This is a genomic window from Pseudomonas sp. FP2338 (genome assembly GCF_030687515.1).
In the GTDB taxonomy this organism is placed as follows: domain Bacteria; phylum Pseudomonadota; class Gammaproteobacteria; order Pseudomonadales; family Pseudomonadaceae; genus Aquipseudomonas; species Aquipseudomonas salomonii.
The window spans coordinates 4,776,344-4,792,049 of sequence record NZ_CP117436.1 but is presented as its reverse complement, the minus strand read 5'-3'; the positions used below and the strand labels follow the sequence as shown (position 1 = coordinate 4,792,049).

The following is a 15,706-nucleotide window of genomic DNA, read 5'->3' as shown; positions in this document are numbered from 1 at the left end:
TGGCGAGCAAGCTTGCTTGCGCTGGGGGCGAAGCCCCCCATCAATCACAAAGGCGCAGGTGCCCAAGCGGTTTTCAGTTCACGGTCCATCTCGGCAATGCATGCCTCCATCTGCGCCTGACACGTCTGCATCAACGCCGGGATGTCATCCGAAGTCAGCCCACAGGTAGGAATCGGCGGCAACGAGCGTATGAGCACATCACCGCTGTTCCAGCGATTGAGCTGCATATGCTTGACGTAAGTGCTGGCACACACCTGAACGATCGGCACACCGGCCGCAATCGCCATATGGAACGCGCCTTTCTTGAACGGCAGCAAGCCGTTACCCAGGTTGCGCGTGCCTTCGGCGAACACCCAAATCGAGGTGTCCTCATGCTGCAAGGTCTGAGTGGTGGTAAGCATCGCCCGGCGCGCCTTGTGCGCATTGCCGCGGTCAATCAACACATTGCCCGCCAGCCAGAACAATTGGCCGAACAGTGGCACCCACTTCAGACTCTTTTTGGCGATACACACGGTACGATGGGGCACCACATTGCCGAATATAAACAGGTCATAGTTGGACTGATGGTTGGCGATGACCACACAGGTGCCGGGCTTGTTACGCAGCGAGTCGACATCGGCCTTCAAGCGCAAGCCCAGAATACGCATGGCGGGCAACGCATAAAGGCGAGCACACAGGCGGCTGTTGTCCGGGTTGAACGGCCGGCACACACCCAACAGCACGCCCAATAACCCGGCGACCATAAAGTGCAGGCCCATCAACAACATACGTAACAGAAAAAGCATCGACACAGCCCATCGGGACAAAAGGTGGCGCAGTGTACGGATGTGCACTGTATTCGGCAATTGCCCCTACAGACGTAGGAGATAGGCGATGTTTAAGCACATGTTTCAACGTATGCCGACATAGCCCGACTAGAGCGGCTAAAGACGTTTCGGATTTATTTGTAAGAAAAAGCCCGGCTCAAGGTCGGGCTTTAGCTCATCAGCTTTAGGTATCTACACAATTATTTACGGCGGCCACCTATTCTGTGGCGAGCGGGCTTGCCACGCGCTGGGCTGCGAAGCAGCCCCAAAACCAGGCGCCGAGGTCTTTCAGGAGAAACCTCAGCGCCTTTACTGGGGCCGCTACGCAGCCCAACGCGGGGCAAGCCCGCTCGCCACAACAGCCCGCTCAGAATAGGTGTTGCAAATATCTACCCAGCTACAGGGCATCAGCCCAGGTTGTGGCCCTGATCCTGAATAATTGCATCATCCAAGGCTTCCAGCAGTGCCTTACGCACCTTCAACTTGGTGTGCTTGTGGGCATTCATATTGATCTTCTTCAACTGACGCGCCGCTTCCAGGGCCGCTGCGTGCAACTCTTCTGGCGCCACCACCTTATCCAGGAAGCCAGCACCCAACGCGCCCTGCGGATCAAACATCTCGGCATTGATCACCGAACGATGAAACGCGGACTTACGTAGACGATCCCGCGCCAACTCGATACCGGCGTGGTGCATGGTCATGCCGATCGCCACTTCGTTCAGGCCAATGCTGAACGGGCCTTCCACGCCAATCCGGTAGTCCGCCGACAACAGCAGGAATGCACCCTTGGCCACCGCATGCCCAGGGCACGCCACAATCACCGGAAACGGGTGCGACAACAGACGCCGCGCCAACGTCGAGCCCGACGTCACCAGGCCGATGGCTTCTTTAGGCCCGGCCGTCATCACCTTCAAATCATAACCACCCGACAGAATCCCCGGCGTGCCGGTGATGATCACCACCGCCCGATCCTTCTCGGCCTGATCCAGCGCAGTGTTGAACTCAGCAACCACTGCCGGAGAAATGGCGTTTACCTTGCCGTTGCTCAAGGTCAGGGTCGCGATACCGTCTTCGAGGTGGTAGGCAATCAACTCACTCATGACGCGGTTCCTTGTAGGAATTGTTATAGATAGGTTGTTAATAGAAGCGCATGCGCAGACGTTACCCACCACGCCCGCCCCGGTAAAGCGCCGTGACTGACTACACAGTCAGACTTTTCCCGCCTTCCCAAGGGTAGACGGCCCGCAGCAGGGCACAGCCGCCGTGCCAGACGCCCGCAACCGATGCCCAAGAATGGCAGATTCACCGCCCCTCACCGAGCGAGTCACGGCATAACCGTCTAAGCGCATGAAAATTCTGAAAAAAACCTTTGCCATCAGAAAGGCTTTCGACTACATTAGCGCGCCTCGACAGACTGAACTGGTTTGACGAGATACGGTGAAGTGTCCGAGTGGCTTAAGGAGCACGCCTGGAAAGTGTGTATACAAGAAATTGTATCGAGAGTTCGAATCTCTCCTTCACCGCCACATTAAGTAAACACAAACCCCTGGTTTTCCTAGAGAAAACCGGGGGTTTGTGGTTTTTGGCGTTTGAAAAAGAGCCGTTTGGGAACATGCCTGGGAGTACACCTCGCCAGACAGGGCTCCGCTAGAAAGCGCACTGAGGAATCGAAAAAGCGAAACGAGGGACGGTTTTTTATTCTTCAAGCACCCCTGTGACAAACAAAACCCCTGGTTTCGTGAGAAGTCGGGGGTTTTATAGTTTCTGGCGTTTGAAAACGTGTCTTTTTTAAATCATCCGCAAGGCACATCCATGCGCCGGCCTATGACGTCCAGCAAATCGCAGCCGTCGCGCAACGGAATTGAGCACAGCAAGGCAAAATCACTGAGAACGACGGCATCACTACTGATCTCGCTGCGCAGTGCAAGGTTCTCAAGGACCTGGGTGACGGCACGCAGCCGAAAACTCGCGGCGTCGAGGAGGATTTCCAGGGGGACGGTGGTATCGACAAAAAGGGCAGGGGTGGCGCTGTCGTTGCTGGTGAGGGCTATGTATTGGTTCATGCGTTAAATCCATTAAGACAAAGATAATAACGACGGAGCTTTCATGGTCTACAGCCAAAAATGGCAGTCGCCTGAAATAGCGTCGTTTACATTCCGTCTTATCATCGAGTCGCCAAACCCGGCCGCCATATGGGCGACCGAGTGACTATAGGCTCGACGATTTTGAAGTGCGAGACCGACGCTTCTGAACGGTCTGTAGGACGTTGCCTGGATTGCTGGGCATGGGCAGTCCTACCTATGAACCCTGCGACCTCGAGAGGTGCAAATTGAGTAAGCGTTTGAAATTACAATTGTGCTAGGGAAATTTTTTCTCTAGCATCCGTCTCCATGGCTACCCTTCACAGTGAACGAAACTGGAAAATAAAAATCTATCCCGACGACCACGCGCCGCCGCACTTTCACGTGCAGACGCCGGATGGCGAGTCGCTGGTTCAGATAGAAGGGCTTGTTGTGCTCGGTACAGGGGCAGAAACAAAGGCCTTGAAAGCCGCCCTGCTTTGGGCAAAAGCTCATATCGCGGATCTCAAGCGCGTATGGGATGAACAAAACCGGAGGAACTGATTTATGACCAGCAAGCTTCGCATCTCTGCTGTGCAACCAGTTGCCGGCAAGCATGCCTTACAGATCGAATGGAATAACGGTAAGCGGCATACCGTTGATCTTCTCGATCATATAAATGCCTTTGCGGTCCTCAAACCTCTTCTGGATTTGGCTCGATTTAGCCAAGTAGAAGTAGGTGAGTGGGGGTTTGATGCGACGTGGGGTAACGACCTCGAACTGTCAGCTGTCACGCTGCACCGTCTAGCATTGGAGCAATCCGGTGAGGTGATGCTGACACAGGATTTCAGGCAGTGGATGCTCAGTAACAACCTGTCCCTTTCCGCAGCGGCTGTGGAGTTGGGGTTCTCTCGCAGGACCATCACCGCCTATAGCAGCGGCGCTGCTTTGATTCCCAAGCATGTGGGGCTGGCGTGCAAGGGCTGGGAGTACGAGCATAAAGGTTACAAAGGGCACTACGCCTGAACGTAACCGTATTTCGCTAAAAGGGCGGCCAATCGAGCCGCCCTAATACATTTTGTGAACTGCCGGCCCTCAATGCCGATGCCGATGATGCACATCCGGAAAATGCGCATGGCTATGCCGCATCACGCTATGAACATGCACATGACTGTGCGGCTGCGCCGGGTCCCACTCAAACCCGTGCTCATGCTGGTGATGTTCATCGTGCACGTGCCGATGCCCATGTTCCGTCGCCTCATGCAGATGCTCATGGGCATGCCGCTCTGTCAGGTGCAGCCACACGCCCACGGCCATCAACGCTGATGCAATCCAGAACGCCACCGTTACCGATTCCCCAAATGCCAGCAAGGCCAGGGCCGCACCCAGGAATGGCGCCGTCGAGAAGTAAGCGCCCGTGCGTGCACTGCCCAACCCCCGCAACGCCAGCACAAACATGACCAGGCTGATGCCATACCCCAAAAACCCAACCAACAAGATGGGCGCCAGCTCTGCCACACCCGGAATCTGCGCGCCGAGGTAAAGCGCCAGGCTGCAATTCACCAGCCCGGCAATCAACCCCTTGGCGCCGGCGATAAACAGCGCGTCTGAGGCCGAGACTTTGCGCGTCAGGTTGTTATCAATCCCCCAGCATGCACACGCCAGCGCCACGGCAAACGGCCCGGTCCAGTCGTGGCTGGCGCCGCCGCCGTCGGACCATGACAACACCACGCCGCCCAGCACGATCGCGAGCATGCCGAGGACGATGCGGCGGTCGGCGTTTTCTCTGAACACCAGCCAGGCGATCACGGCGGTCAGCACCGATTCAAGGTTGAGCATCAGGGAGGCAGTCGCACCGGCGGTGCGAGTGAGGCCGAACATCAAGGCAACCGGGCCGAAGATGCCGCCGAAGGCGATGGCGCCGAGCAGCCAGGGCCATTCAGGGCGGGTTAGCCCGCTGGGTTTCCAGCCGCGATCACGGATAAGGCGCACGCAGGCCAGGCCGAGGCCGCTGCCGAGGTAGAGCAGGCCGGCGAGCAGTACGGGCGAAAGGTTCAGGCCGAGGTTTTTGGCGAGCGGGGTGCTGGCGCCGAACAGGGCGGCGGCGGCGAGTGCGTAAACGATGCTGAGGTTCATGGGCCATCCTCGAAAGGTTGACCCATGATACGTCGCGTGCCAGGGTCAGCGCCCTGACAACTTGAGACTTACTGCGCGGTTTTCAGCTTGATCACATCACCCGAAATCTTGGTGGTGTAACCGTTCAGTACCCAGGCCCAGAACCATTTTTCCTGCACTTGAGTGTTGATCAGCGCGTCGCCGCCTTTGGCCTTGATGGCGGCATCCTGGGCGCGCACGAAGCGGCTGTTCTGGCCGATCGGGATGACGCCGAGCAACATCACGCCGGTGGCGCTGCCTTCACTGTGGCCCAAAACCGTGTATTGGCTGCTGTCGTACTGCGGGGATTTGATGGCGGTGCCGGTGCAGCCTGCGAGGGTGAAACCGAGAACAGCTGCTGCAACTACTTTACTGACGTACTTCACTGTGAAACTCCATGGACTGACCCTCGGGATTCAATTCTCGAGGGGGCGCTACTTTAAATCCTACATTGGCAGATTGAAATCAATTACCGGGATGTTTCATTTTCAGGCCTGCACGTACACCCACGCTGTAAGACCCGAAGCCAGCGCCACGGACACACGCTTATAGTCCGACACCTCATACGCATCCGCTGCCGCCAGTTCCTGCGCGTTAATCTGAAAGACCATGCCTTCAACGCTGGCAGCCTTTTCCTCGGTGGGCGCGACAATCGGGTGATGGGTCTTGCCGCTGGTGGCGAGCACTTGCGGGTCGGTGATTTCTACCCAGCTTTGCGCATAGCCGAGCATGGCGTCGTGCTGGCCGACCAGTTCCCGGCCGAAGTTGGCGAGTTGCACGGCCTTGTCCTGCAAGGTGCCGTAGGAAAACAGCAGCACGGGAAATTGGGTGGAGTGTTCCATGGATGTTCCTTAAGCGAGTAGGTCTTCGTAAAAAGCCCCGTAGGGCTTGCTCGGGTGGGCGATCTGGATTTCCAGAATCCACAGCCCGGCATTCGGGTAATGCTCGAAATCGCCCAGGTCGCCGCCGCGATGGATGGCATGGGGGAAGTCGCTGACGCGGTGGCCCTTGATGTCGAGGTTCAGTCGCCAGCCCATGGCGTCGATGCTGTAGGCGTCGCCCACGGCTTCTTTGGGGTGTGCAGTCACCGATGTTCCCTCGCGGTCAGGCTGTGCTGGTCGTTATGCGTTTTACTATATAACGATGCAGTGGCACAGCCCAATCTCAAAAACACCACAGATCAAATGTGGGAGCTGGCTTGCCTGCGATGGCGGTGGTTCAGCAAACAGTGATGTTGCCTGACCCACCGCCATCGCAGGCAAGCCAGCTCCCACATGCTGTCAGAGGTGCAGCCACGCTAGGCTACCCAGTACCATCGCCACACCGCCAGCGGTGTATGACATACGTTTGAGCCACTCCTTGCGCGTCAGCAACGTAATCGCCGCCAACGAAATTGCGATCTGAATCGCGGTCATCGCCTGCGCCCAGCGGTGATGCTGGTGCAGCGCCTCTTCGGATTTCTGGTCCCATTCCTTGGATGTCGCCTCAAGCTTCTCGGCCTGTTTGCGCACTTCTTCCTTTTGGCCCTTGTAGCGCTCGATCTCGTCCTTGTAATGCGCCGCATCCACACCCGGAATGTGTGTGGCCAACTCCGCCAGGTTCTGCCGGCTGGATTTGGCCTGGTAGTAGTTCCACTGGTTGGCGGCTTCGGTCTTGATAATGGCGGCGTTGTTTTTATCCATCGCCGCTTCGCTTTCGGTGGAGCCGGCCTGGTAACTGAGCATGGCGCCCAGGGTGGCCATCAACGCGGTCATTACGGCGATGCGGCTGGCGAAATTGTCACCGCGCCCGTGCGCATGTTCGGTGGTGTGTTCGATATGTTTTTCGTGGGGGCTGGGGACTTCGAAGGCTTCGGACATGGGGGCGTCTATGAAGGGACTGAGGGAGTCTGATTCTTTACCAGTGAAGCTGTCTCAAGCCTGTACGTAACGCTGCAAACCCTGCACCAGCGCATCAAATGTCACCCGGCAGCGCGGGCTGTTGCGCAGGTCTTCGTGCATGGTCACCCAGGTGTCCAATTTGAGCGCAAAGCCATCGGGCAGTACCCGGCGCAAACGCGGGTCGCGCTGGGCCAGTTGCACCTGGCAGCCGCCAATACCGGCGCCGGCGCGGATCAGTGCCAATTGCGCCAGGTCGCTGTCGCTGCTGATGGCGAAAGCGCTGCGTTCAAAGCCCTTGATGGCCAGGCTGCGGATAAACGCGTTTTCCTGGTCGAAACCGATGACGCAATGGTTGACCAGATCCTGCATGTGCAGAGGCGTGCCATGCAGTTGCAGGTAATCGTCGCGGGCGTGCAAGCCGACCTCAATCAAACCGACGCGCTGCGCCAGCAGTTGCTCCTGACTGGGGCGGACCATGCGCACGGCGATGTCGGCTTCCAATTGCAGCAGGTCGCTGAGACGGTTGGTCAGCACCAGTTCAACCCGCAAGTGCGGGTGCTCGCGGCGCAATTGGGTGATGATCGGCGGCAGTACTTCCACGCCGACCACCTCGCTGGCCGACACCCGCACCACCCCGCGCACTTCATCGCCGTGGGATGAGGCGGCGCGCTCCAGTGCGGCGGCGGTGCGTTCCATGGTGTCGGCATGGGCGCGCAAGGTGTGGGCCACCGCCGTCGGCAGCAGCCCGGCGGGCGAGCGGGTGAACAGCACCACGCCCAGCTCGGCTTCCAGCGCAGCGATGTGCCGGCCCACCGTAGGCTGTGTGATACCGAGCTGCCGCGCGGCACCCGATAACGATCCCTCCTTGAGTACGCCGAGGAACGACCGGTAAAGCTCCCATCCAATTGTCGATGCCATGCATAAATGTATAGCGGCTGGATGGTCTTCGGCAATTTATCTATAGCAAAGCTGCACACACAATGGCCTCACCAACCCGTGTAGGAGAAGGTGATGAGCAAGGTTCTGGTGCTGGGTGCAACCGGCGGAATCGGCGGTGAAGTGGCGCGGCAGCTGCACGCGTCAGGCTGGGAGGTGTGTGCGCTGACGCGCGATGTGGGCAAGGCCCGCCGGGCGAATGCCGATTTTTCCTGGATCGAGGGCGACGCGCTCAACCGTGATGAGGTACGCGCCGCCGCCCGTGGTTGTGCGGTGATCGTGCATGCCGTCAACCCACCGGGTTATCGCAACTGGGCTGAGCTGGTCATGCCGATGATCGACAACAGCATTGCGGCGGCCATCGCCGAGGGCGCGACGATTGTGTTGCCGGGCACGGTCTACAATTTCGGGCCGGATGTGTTTCCGGTGCTGTATGAGGATTCGCCGCAGCACCCGCGAACGCACAAGGGGGCTATTCGCGTACAACTGGAGCAGCGTCTGGAACAGGCGTCCCGCCGTGGCGCCCGTGTGCTGATTGTGCGCGCCGGGGATTTTTTCGGCGCTCGGCTGGCCAATAACTGGTTTGCCCAAGGCTTGATCAAACCCGGCAAACCGGTACACGCCGTGAGCTATCCGGGCGCACCGGGTGTGGCCCATCAATGGGCTTATTTGCCGGACGTGGCGCGCACCATGGTCGAGTTGCTTGAACGCCGGTCAACCCTGGAGGCTTTTGCGCGCTTTCACATGGCCGGGCATATGGACACAGACGGCACGCAGATGACCCAGGCGATCCAGCAAGTGGTGCTGCGCAGAACGGGCCAGCAACCACGCGTAGGTCGTTTCCCATGGTGGTTGCTGAAAGTGGCCGCGCCCTTTGTCGTCACCCTTCGCGAGATGCAGGAGATGCGTTACCTGTGGCAAACCCCATTGCGTCTGGATAACACGCGTTTGGTCGCGGCTTTGGGGCGCGAGCCGCACACGCCGCTGGAACAGGCGGTGGAAGCTACATTGCTCGGTCTGGGTTGTTTGCCTGACGCTGTCTGATCAAGCGCACATACACCGCGATATTGACCAGCACCACCACGGCACCCAGCCCCAGTTGAATCTCAGGGGTCAGCCCGGCCGGGTAGATCAGCGTAAGCAGGTAATGCTCGATAAAACCGCCGCCATAACCGTCCTGCCCGGCGAGGTGACGCAGCAGGTTCTCCCAGCGGGTCAGCGGGCAGGGCAGGTGCAACACTTCCACCGCCACGCCCCAGGCTGCGGCCGGCAGGTGCAACCACATCACGGGCCGCCACTTGAGCGCCAGCAACCCGCCAAACAGCACGAACAGAATAAAACACAGGTGGAACAGCACCAGGCTGTCGGCGGCAATGCGATAGAGCATGAAGAGGTTCGCTTTTATCAGGGCTGGAGTTGAGCTTGCAGGTAATCAATGAACACGCACAGTTTTTTTGGCGTGTTGCTGCGGTTGAAGTCATACAAGTACAGCGCACTGTGGGCACCCTGAACAGCGCCGCAGGGTGAAGGGCCGCCAAATTTGCGTACCTACGCTCTAGGCCGCTATTGTGCTTAAACCTTTTAGTCCTTCCCCAAGGTTCTGTTGCGATGAATGTACCGCGTACGCCAGTCGGTCCGATCAAGGCCGTAATTTTCGATATGGACGGGTTGTTGCTGGACACTGAGGGCATCTATACCGAAGTTACACAGATCATCGCCGAACGCTACGGCCGCACCTACGATTGGGGCATCAAGCAGCACATCATCGGCCGAGGCGCCCAGGACTTGGCCGATTACGTGGTCAAGGCCCTGGATTTGCCGATTACGCCGGCGGAGTTTCTGCAGATTCGCGAGCCTTTGATGAGCGAGCGTTTCCCCAAAGCCCTGGGCATGCCGGGTGCCGAAGCGCTGGTGCGGCACCTGAAGGCGCACAACATTCCGATTGCCGTGGGCACCAGTTCGTCGCGCAATTCGTTTGGCCACAAGACCACCTTGCACCGTGAGTGGTTTGGCTTGTTCGACACGATCGTCACAGCCGATGACCCTGAAGTGGGGGCCGCCAAGCCCGCGCCGGATATCTTCCTCACTGCCGCCCGCCGCTTGGGTGTCGCGCCCGAGGATTGCCTGGTGTTCGAAGACTCGCCGTTTGGCGTGACCGCCGCCAAGGCTGCCCACATGACCGCCATCGCCGTGCCCGATGAAGCCATGGCCGACAGCAAGTACCAGCATGCCGACCAGATCATCCGCAAGCTGGCGGACTTCGACCTGGCGGCCTACGGCTTGCCGCCAATGGCCTGAGCAAAATACGCTCAAAAAAATGTGGGAGCTGGCTTGTCGGGTCGCCGCATCGCTGCGATGGCGATCTTGAGGACGCCATCGCAGGCAAGCCAGCTCCCACATTTTGTTTTGCGGCGCGGCTGAAGTTTTAAGCGCTGAAACCACCATCGATGGTCAGGCTTGCGCCTGTGATGTACCCGGCTTCCGGCCCTGCCAGATACGCCACGAAGCTGGCAATCTCCTCGACCTGCCCATACCGCCCAACCGCCATCAACCCAATCAAACTCGCCGCAAACTCACTGTCCGCCGGGTTCATATCGGTATCCACCGGCCCAGGCTGCACATTGTTAATGGTGATGCCACGCGGTCCCAGATCCCGTGCCAAGCCCTTGGTCAGCCCCACCAGCGCCGCCTTGCTCATCGCGTACGGCCCGCCACCGCCAAACGGCATGCGCTCGGCATTGGTGCTGCCGATATTGATTACGCGGCCGCCTTCGCCCATGTGCTTGGCCGCCTCCTGAGTGGCGATAAATACGCTGCGCACATTGATCGCCAGGGTCTGGTCGAAGTCTTCCAGCTTGAAGTCTTCCAGTGGCGCGATGGCCAGCACACCGGCGTTGTTCACCAGGATATCCAGGCGCCCAAAGGCTTCGACGGTGGCGTTGACGGCGTTGCGAATCGCCGTGGCATCGGCGCTGTCGGCCTGAATGGCCAAGGCTTTGCCGCCTGCACTGATCACGCTGTTTTGCAGTTCTTCGGCCTTCGCGGCCGAACTGACGTAGGTAAAGGCGACGGCCGCGCCTTGCGCTGCCAGGCGTTTGACGATGGCAGCGCCAATGCCGCGGGAGCCGCCCTGGATCAATGCAACTTTGCCGCTGAGGGTGTGTGTGGTCATGTCGATCTCCAAGTAGTTGATGGACCGAGTATCTGCCTCACCCACCCACGTCGGTAGACCGTGATTGCTATAGTCTGTGTAAACCAAAAGTTTAGAGTGGTCGACATGGAAAGCTTTGGCAGTATCGAATGTTTCGTGCGCAGCGCCGAAGGTGGCAGCTTCGCCGAAGCGGCCCGGCATTTGAGTTTGACCCCGGCGGCAGTTGGTAAAAGCGTCGCCAAGCTGGAAGCGCGCCTGGGGGTTCGGCTGTTTCAGCGCAGTACCCGGCGGCTGACGCTGACCGAAGCCGGCAAGCTGTTCCTCGAAGAAGTCAGCGCCAGCCTCACCACCATCCAGAACGCCGTGGCTAACCTTGCCAGCGCTGAAGGGCGGCCGGTGGGAACCTTGAAAGTCAGCATGGGCACGGTGGTCGGCTGTTTATACATCGTGCCGTTGCTGGGCGAGTTTCTGAAGCGCTTCCCCGATATCAGCCCTGACTGGCATTTTGATAATCGCCAGGTTGATCTGATTGGCCAAGGCTTCGACGCCGCATTGGGCGGTGGGTTTGAACTGCCTCAGGGCGTGGTCGCGCGAAAGCTCGCGCCGGCGCATCGGGTGCTGGTGGCCTCACCTGATTATCTGGCGACACGTGCGAGGGTATTGCAGCCCGAAGACCTTGAGCACTGCGAAGGCATTCTGATTCGTTCGCCACAAACCGGCCGCGTGCGTTCCTGGCAACTGACCGGTCGCCACGGCGGGCACGCCCCGCTGAACCTGAAGGCGCGCATGACCATGAGCGATTCCCAGGCGGCCTGCGTCGCGGCGGACCAAGGGTTGGGCATCGCGCTGGTGAGCATGCCGTTTGCCGTGCCTTGGCTGGCGAGCGGCAAGTTGGTACGCGTACTGCCCGACTGGTACGTCGACGATGGCAACATCTCCCTCTACTACGCCGAACATAAACTGCTGCCCGGCAAAACCCGGGCATTTGTCGACTTCATCATCGAGCAGTTTGCCGAGCAGAAACTGGGGCAAGCATTCAGCGCGATTTGATCTCGGCCATCTACCGAGTCGCGGCCATCGCGGGCAAGCCCGGCTCCCACATTTGGTCGCTTATCCAGGTGGGAGCCGGGCTTGCCCGTGATGCAGGCGCCTCGGTCTACCGACCTGGCCAGCCAATCACTTTCTTCGGCCGTGGCGTTGCATAAGTCCTGATCTTCGACGTCGACAACCCCAGGCGCACCAGCGATTCGGCAATGGTCACCGCCGCCGTGACGCCATCCACCACCGGCACGCCGGTACGTTGGCGAATCTGCTCATCCAGCCCGGCCATGCCGCCGCAGCCCAGGCAGATCACTTCGGCCTTGTCGTCGCGGATAGCCAGCTCCGCCTCGCGCACGATGGCTTCCATGGCGGCCAGCGGATCTTCTTCCAACTCCAGCACCGCCATGCCGCTGGCGCGCACCGAGGCGCAGCGTTGATAGAGACCCGCGAGCTTCAGGCGGTCTTCGATCAACGGCACGGTGCGGTCCAGGGTAGTCACCACCGAATAGGCATGCCCCAGAAACATCGCCGTGCTGGCCGCCGCTTCGGTGATGTCCACCACCGGCACGTTGAGCAATTCCTGCAAACCTTCACGGCCATGTTCGCCGTAGCCGGCCTGGATCACCGCATCGAACGGTTGATCGTAGGCCATCACCCGGTCCATCACGGCGATGGCGGCCAGGTAGCTTTCAAAGTTGCCTTCCACGGATTCGGCGCCAAAGAACGGCGTAAGCCCGACGATTTCGGTGCCCGGTGAAGCCACGGCCCGCGCCTGCTGGGCGATGGTGTCGGTGATGGATGCGGTGGTGTTGACGTTGACCACGAGGATGCGCATGGAATGTCCTTGATTAATGACTGACGTTATCGACTGCAATGCTTTCGCCGCTGACATCGGCGTAGAACCCTTGGCGCTCGGCAATCAGCAAGTACAACAGCCCTGCAATACCGGCGCCAAACAGCCAGGAAAACGGCGCCACACTGGCAAAGCCCGGCAACAGCGCCAGCAGAATCGCGATGACTGCCGCCGGAATAAACGCGGCGACCGCGCGTAAATTGACCCCGCGGCTATAGTAATAAACGCCATTCGGGTCTTCGCTATACAGCTGCAGTACATCCACCTGGCTTTTACGGATCAGCCAATAATCGACCATGATCACCCCATACAACGGCCCCAGCAGCGCACCCAGCCCGGAGAGGAAATACACGATCACCAGCGGGCTGTTGTAGAGGTTCCACGGCAGGATCAGCACCGCCACAGTGGCGCTGATCAGCCCGGCCCGCCGGAAGTTCAGGTACTTGGGCGCCAGGTTGCTGAGCACAAAGGCCGGCGCGACAAAGTTGGCCATGATGTTCACCGCCACGGTAACGATCAGGAACGCCAGGCAGCCGAGCACGAGGAAGAAGGTATTGGGGATGGCCGCGATGATTTCGGTCGGGCTTTCGATCACCCGGCCATTGAGCTGGAACTGCCCGCCGCAGAGCAACACGGTGATCGCGGCAAACACCAGGATATTCACCGGCAAGCCCCAGAAGTTGCCGACCAGGATGGTCTTGCGGCAGGGCGAGGAGCGGGCGAAATCGCAGAAATTGAGGATCAGCGTGCCGTAGATGCTCAGCCACAGCGCGCCACCGGCAAAGATGTTGCGCCACATCTCGCCGCCGCTCAAAGGCTCGCGGATCGACCAGGCGATATTGCCGCCGACCTGGAAGTACATCCAGCCGGCCAGCGACGCCACAGTCACCAGAATCACCGGCCCGGCGAAGGCTTCATAACGGCGCACCATTTCCATGCCGTAGGCCAGGATCGCCAGTTGCACAAACCAGATCGTTATAAAACACGCCCAGCCCAGGGTCGACAGGCCGAGAATGGCGTTGTGGTCATAATCGGCAAATCCTGGATGAATAGCCGACAGCAGCACACGGAAAACCACCGAGGCCAGGTAGGTCTGAATACCAAACCAGGCAATCGCAATCACCGCGCGGATCAACGCCGGGATCTGAGCACCATGGATGCCGAAACTGATACGGCTGATCACCGGAAACGGCACGCCGGTTTTCTGGCCCATAAACCCCGACAAGTTCATGAAGAAGTACACCAGCGCTGCGCCGATCCCCAGGGACAACAGAATCTGCCAGCCGCCGAGGCCCAGCGCATACAAGCCAATGGCAAACGAATAGTTGGCGATGTTGTGCACGTCGTTGGTCCACAACGCGAAGATGCTGTAACGCCCCCAGCGTCGGCCTTCGGCTTTGGTGGGCGCCAGGTCCTTGTTGTGCAGGCGCGGGCTGAGCACCAATGGGCCGGGGCTTGCCGCCTCGGGGTTCAGGGCGGAGGAGGGCAGATCCAGTGCGATGTCATTCGAGAGGCTTGTACGCATTCCGGCAGGCTCCGGCGCATCTGCAGGAACACTGCAGATGGCAAAGTGTATGTATGTTTTGTATTTATTGTATACAAAGCGCCATTCACCTTAAGCCACATGTGTGCCAGTTTTGGATCTATGAAAATCAGGGTTAATTTCGTTTTTATCGGTTTTATAAATAACTAGCTGAATTAACAGCAATATAAATTGACCGATTGAACAGGTATTTATTTTTTGTGGGGAGGCGCTTTATTTAAGAGGGAAGCGGCGTTAGGAAATGAGTGTTACGTTTTGGTGCGGGAGAATACGGATTGCACACATAAATGGCACTTATGGTTACATTGGTGTGTACATTTCTATGGGCTGCCCAAAACAAAATGTGGGAGCGGGCTTGTTGTGGCGAGGGAGCTTGCTCCCGTGCGACAGCGCAGCTGGAGTCGGCTTTTTAGGGCTGCTTCGCACCCCAGCGCAAGCAAGCTTGCTCGCCACAACAAGCCCGCTCCCACATTGACTAATTGCCTATTAGGGAATCAAGCCTTGCTGATGATATTCCCAGCATGCAGCCCGCATTCCTTCTGCGTGGCCTCTTCCCACCACCAACGCCCTTCGCGCTCGTGCTGGTTAGGCAGTACCGGGCGGGTGCAAGGCTCGCAGCCGATGCTGATAAACCCGCGCTCATGCAGGCTGTTGTAGGGCAGCTCCAGCATGCGGATGTAGCCCCAGACTTCCTCGCTGGTCATCTGCGCCAGCGGGTTGAATTTGTACAGCGTACGTTCCGGAGTCGAAAACGCCGTATCAATCTCCAGCGCCGCCACCTGGCTGCGGGTGCCGGGGCTCTGGTCGCGGCGTTGGCCGGTGGCCCAGGCGCTTACGTCGGACAGTTTGCGCCGCAGCGGCTCGATCTTGCGCACGCCGCAGCATTCGCCATGGCCGTCCTTATAGAAACTGAACAGGCCCTTTTCCTTGACGAAGGGTTCCAGCTTGCTCTGGTCCGGCGAAATCAGCTCGATGTCGATCTTGTAGAAGTCGCGCACCTGCTCGATAAACCGGTAGGTCTCCGGGTGCAGGCGGCCGGTGTCGAGGCTGAACACCTTGACGTTCTTGTTCAGCTTCCAAGCCATATCGACCAGCACCACATCCTCGGCACCGCTGAAGGAAATCCACAGGTCATCACCGAACTGGCTGAATGCCAGCTTGAGAATGTCCTGGGCGGATTTTTTGGCATAAGTCGCGGCGAGTTCAGCGACGTCGAAGGCTTGGTTCATCAGGACGGTTCCTACAGGTCAGTGGCGCTGAGCGCTCTATAGGGGAGCGATGG

The 15,706-nt window shown here is 59.0% G+C and carries 18 protein-coding genes, 1 tRNA gene and 1 pseudogene; 6 read left to right on the top strand and 14 right to left on the bottom strand.

From position 1 onward, the window contains the following. Positions 1-44 precede the first annotated feature (44 nt). Both PSH96_RS21600 and PSH96_RS21595 read right to left on the bottom strand, forming a co-directional pair. Positions 45-785 (bottom strand): 1-acyl-sn-glycerol-3-phosphate acyltransferase, encoded by a 741-nt coding sequence (locus PSH96_RS21600; RefSeq protein ID WP_305454943.1) that lies wholly within the window; start codon positions 783-785, stop codon positions 45-47. A 428-nt stretch (positions 786-1,213) separates the two neighbouring features. Continuing rightward, the gene (locus PSH96_RS21595; protein ID WP_219267097.1) at positions 1,214-1,906 is read right to left on the bottom strand and encodes a crotonase/enoyl-CoA hydratase family protein; all 693 of its coding nucleotides are present in this window, start codon (positions 1,904-1,906) and stop codon (positions 1,214-1,216) included. A 336-nt stretch (positions 1,907-2,242) separates the two neighbouring features. Here PSH96_RS21595 and PSH96_RS21590 point away from each other — a divergent pair. Next, positions 2,243-2,332: transfer RNA gene (locus tag PSH96_RS21590), tRNA-Ser, on the top strand. Positions 2,333-2,599: 267 nt separating this feature from the next. On the opposite strand, the gene PSH96_RS21585 is transcribed toward PSH96_RS21590, so the two are convergent. Next, on the bottom strand, positions 2,600-2,869 hold the full coding sequence (locus PSH96_RS21585; protein WP_305454938.1) for a short-chain dehydrogenase: 270 nt from the start codon (positions 2,867-2,869) through the stop codon (positions 2,600-2,602). A gap of 327 nt (positions 2,870-3,196) precedes the next feature. On the opposite strand from PSH96_RS21585, the gene PSH96_RS21580 reads away from it, so the two are divergent. After that, complete coding sequence (locus tag PSH96_RS21580; RefSeq protein ID WP_138453640.1) at positions 3,197-3,430, top strand: DUF4160 domain-containing protein; 234 nt, start codon at positions 3,197-3,199, stop codon at positions 3,428-3,430. A gap of 3 nt (positions 3,431-3,433) precedes the next feature. Next, on the top strand, positions 3,434-3,892 hold the full coding sequence (locus PSH96_RS21575) for a DUF2442 domain-containing protein (RefSeq protein WP_305454936.1): 459 nt from the start codon (positions 3,434-3,436) through the stop codon (positions 3,890-3,892). 69 nt (positions 3,893-3,961) lie between these two features. On the opposite strand, the gene PSH96_RS21570 is transcribed toward PSH96_RS21575, so the two are convergent. The 6 genes and pseudogenes from PSH96_RS21570 to PSH96_RS21545 form a co-directional block, all read right to left on the bottom strand. Further along, entirely contained in the window at positions 3,962-5,002 is a 1,041-nt protein-coding gene (locus PSH96_RS21570; protein ID WP_305454934.1) for a DMT family transporter, read from the bottom strand. A 68-nt stretch (positions 5,003-5,070) separates the two neighbouring features. Then, positions 5,071-5,406, bottom strand: a complete 336-nt coding sequence (locus tag PSH96_RS21565) for a hypothetical protein (RefSeq protein ID WP_305454931.1) — start codon at positions 5,404-5,406, stop codon at positions 5,071-5,073. Positions 5,407-5,508: 102 nt separating this feature from the next. Next, entirely contained in the window at positions 5,509-5,862 is a 354-nt protein-coding gene (locus PSH96_RS21560; protein WP_305454929.1) for a gamma-glutamylcyclotransferase family protein, read from the bottom strand. Positions 5,863-5,871: 9 nt separating this feature from the next. Continuing rightward, positions 5,872-6,060: pseudogene (locus PSH96_RS21555) on the bottom strand ((Fe-S)-binding protein); the annotation flags it as partial. Between the two features lie 240 nt (positions 6,061-6,300). After that, positions 6,301-6,879, bottom strand: coding sequence for a DUF4337 domain-containing protein (locus PSH96_RS21550; RefSeq protein WP_056861594.1), 579 nt, complete (start codon positions 6,877-6,879; stop codon positions 6,301-6,303). Positions 6,880-6,933: 54 nt separating this feature from the next. After that, positions 6,934-7,818, bottom strand: coding sequence for a LysR family transcriptional regulator (locus PSH96_RS21545; protein WP_305454927.1), 885 nt, complete (start codon positions 7,816-7,818; stop codon positions 6,934-6,936). Between the two features lie 93 nt (positions 7,819-7,911). On the opposite strand from PSH96_RS21545, the gene PSH96_RS21540 reads away from it, so the two are divergent. Further along, the gene (locus PSH96_RS21540) at positions 7,912-8,880 is read left to right on the top strand and encodes an NAD-dependent epimerase/dehydratase family protein (protein WP_305454926.1); all 969 of its coding nucleotides are present in this window, start codon (positions 7,912-7,914) and stop codon (positions 8,878-8,880) included. On the opposite strand, the gene PSH96_RS21535 is transcribed toward PSH96_RS21540, so the two are convergent. Beyond that, positions 8,840-9,223, bottom strand: coding sequence for a DUF2784 domain-containing protein (locus tag PSH96_RS21535; protein WP_305454925.1), 384 nt, complete (start codon positions 9,221-9,223; stop codon positions 8,840-8,842). The two genes, PSH96_RS21540 and PSH96_RS21535, sit on opposite strands and share 41 nt — an antisense overlap. A gap of 221 nt (positions 9,224-9,444) precedes the next feature. On the opposite strand from PSH96_RS21535, the gene PSH96_RS21530 reads away from it, so the two are divergent. After that, positions 9,445-10,134: an HAD-IA family hydrolase gene (locus PSH96_RS21530; RefSeq protein ID WP_305454924.1), complete on the top strand. Its 690-nt coding sequence runs from the start codon at positions 9,445-9,447 to the stop codon at positions 10,132-10,134. Between the two features lie 127 nt (positions 10,135-10,261). Here the strand turns inward: PSH96_RS21530 and PSH96_RS21525 are convergent, their stop codons facing one another. Further along, positions 10,262-11,008, bottom strand: coding sequence for a 3-oxoacyl-ACP reductase family protein (locus PSH96_RS21525; RefSeq protein ID WP_305454922.1), 747 nt, complete (start codon positions 11,006-11,008; stop codon positions 10,262-10,264). Positions 11,009-11,113: 105 nt separating this feature from the next. On the opposite strand from PSH96_RS21525, the gene PSH96_RS21520 reads away from it, so the two are divergent. After that, positions 11,114-12,037, top strand: coding sequence for a LysR family transcriptional regulator (locus PSH96_RS21520; RefSeq protein WP_305454921.1), 924 nt, complete (start codon positions 11,114-11,116; stop codon positions 12,035-12,037). A 106-nt stretch (positions 12,038-12,143) separates the two neighbouring features. Here the strand turns inward: PSH96_RS21520 and PSH96_RS21515 are convergent, their stop codons facing one another. From PSH96_RS21515 to PSH96_RS21505, 3 genes are all read right to left on the bottom strand, one after another. Continuing rightward, positions 12,144-12,863: an aspartate/glutamate racemase family protein gene (locus PSH96_RS21515; protein ID WP_305454920.1), complete on the bottom strand. Its 720-nt coding sequence runs from the start codon at positions 12,861-12,863 to the stop codon at positions 12,144-12,146. 13 nt (positions 12,864-12,876) lie between these two features. Beyond that, entirely contained in the window at positions 12,877-14,406 is a 1,530-nt protein-coding gene (locus PSH96_RS21510) for an NCS1 family nucleobase:cation symporter-1 (RefSeq protein ID WP_305454919.1), read from the bottom strand. A gap of 512 nt (positions 14,407-14,918) precedes the next feature. Next, on the bottom strand, positions 14,919-15,653 hold the full coding sequence (locus PSH96_RS21505; protein WP_305454918.1) for a phosphoadenylyl-sulfate reductase: 735 nt from the start codon (positions 15,651-15,653) through the stop codon (positions 14,919-14,921). Positions 15,654-15,706 lie beyond the last annotated feature (53 nt).

What these genes read in the sequence shown, in the direction of transcription:
- PSH96_RS21535 (WP_305454925.1), bottom strand. Translation starts at nt 9,223, where the DNA reads ATGCTCTATCGCATTGCCGCCGACAGCCTGGTGCTGTTCCACCTGTGT.
- PSH96_RS21600 (WP_305454943.1), bottom strand. Translation starts at nt 785, where the DNA reads ATGCTTTTTCTGTTACGTATGTTGTTGATGGGCCTGCACTTTATGGTC.
- PSH96_RS21515 (WP_305454920.1), bottom strand. Translation starts at nt 12,863, where the DNA reads ATGCGCATCCTCGTGGTCAACGTCAACACCACCGCATCCATCACCGAC.
- PSH96_RS21575 (WP_305454936.1), top strand. Translation starts at nt 3,434, where the DNA reads ATGACCAGCAAGCTTCGCATCTCTGCTGTGCAACCAGTTGCCGGCAAG.
- PSH96_RS21505 (WP_305454918.1), bottom strand. Translation starts at nt 15,653, where the DNA reads ATGAACCAAGCCTTCGACGTCGCTGAACTCGCCGCGACTTATGCCAAA.
- PSH96_RS21580 (WP_138453640.1), top strand. Translation starts at nt 3,197, where the DNA reads ATGGCTACCCTTCACAGTGAACGAAACTGGAAAATAAAAATCTATCCC.
- PSH96_RS21540 (WP_305454926.1), top strand. Translation starts at nt 7,912, where the DNA reads ATGAGCAAGGTTCTGGTGCTGGGTGCAACCGGCGGAATCGGCGGTGAA.
- PSH96_RS21595 (WP_219267097.1), bottom strand. Translation starts at nt 1,906, where the DNA reads ATGAGTGAGTTGATTGCCTACCACCTCGAAGACGGTATCGCGACCCTG.
- PSH96_RS21510 (WP_305454919.1), bottom strand. Translation starts at nt 14,406, where the DNA reads ATGCGTACAAGCCTCTCGAATGACATCGCACTGGATCTGCCCTCCTCC.
- PSH96_RS21550 (WP_056861594.1), bottom strand. Translation starts at nt 6,879, where the DNA reads ATGTCCGAAGCCTTCGAAGTCCCCAGCCCCCACGAAAAACATATCGAA.
- PSH96_RS21525 (WP_305454922.1), bottom strand. Translation starts at nt 11,008, where the DNA reads ATGACCACACACACCCTCAGCGGCAAAGTTGCATTGATCCAGGGCGGC.
- PSH96_RS21560 (WP_305454929.1), bottom strand. Translation starts at nt 5,862, where the DNA reads ATGGAACACTCCACCCAATTTCCCGTGCTGCTGTTTTCCTACGGCACC.
- PSH96_RS21570 (WP_305454934.1), bottom strand. Translation starts at nt 5,002, where the DNA reads ATGAACCTCAGCATCGTTTACGCACTCGCCGCCGCCGCCCTGTTCGGC.
- PSH96_RS21585 (WP_305454938.1), bottom strand. Translation starts at nt 2,869, where the DNA reads ATGAACCAATACATAGCCCTCACCAGCAACGACAGCGCCACCCCTGCC.
- PSH96_RS21520 (WP_305454921.1), top strand. Translation starts at nt 11,114, where the DNA reads ATGGAAAGCTTTGGCAGTATCGAATGTTTCGTGCGCAGCGCCGAAGGT.
- PSH96_RS21530 (WP_305454924.1), top strand. Translation starts at nt 9,445, where the DNA reads ATGAATGTACCGCGTACGCCAGTCGGTCCGATCAAGGCCGTAATTTTC.
- PSH96_RS21545 (WP_305454927.1), bottom strand. Translation starts at nt 7,818, where the DNA reads ATGGCATCGACAATTGGATGGGAGCTTTACCGGTCGTTCCTCGGCGTA.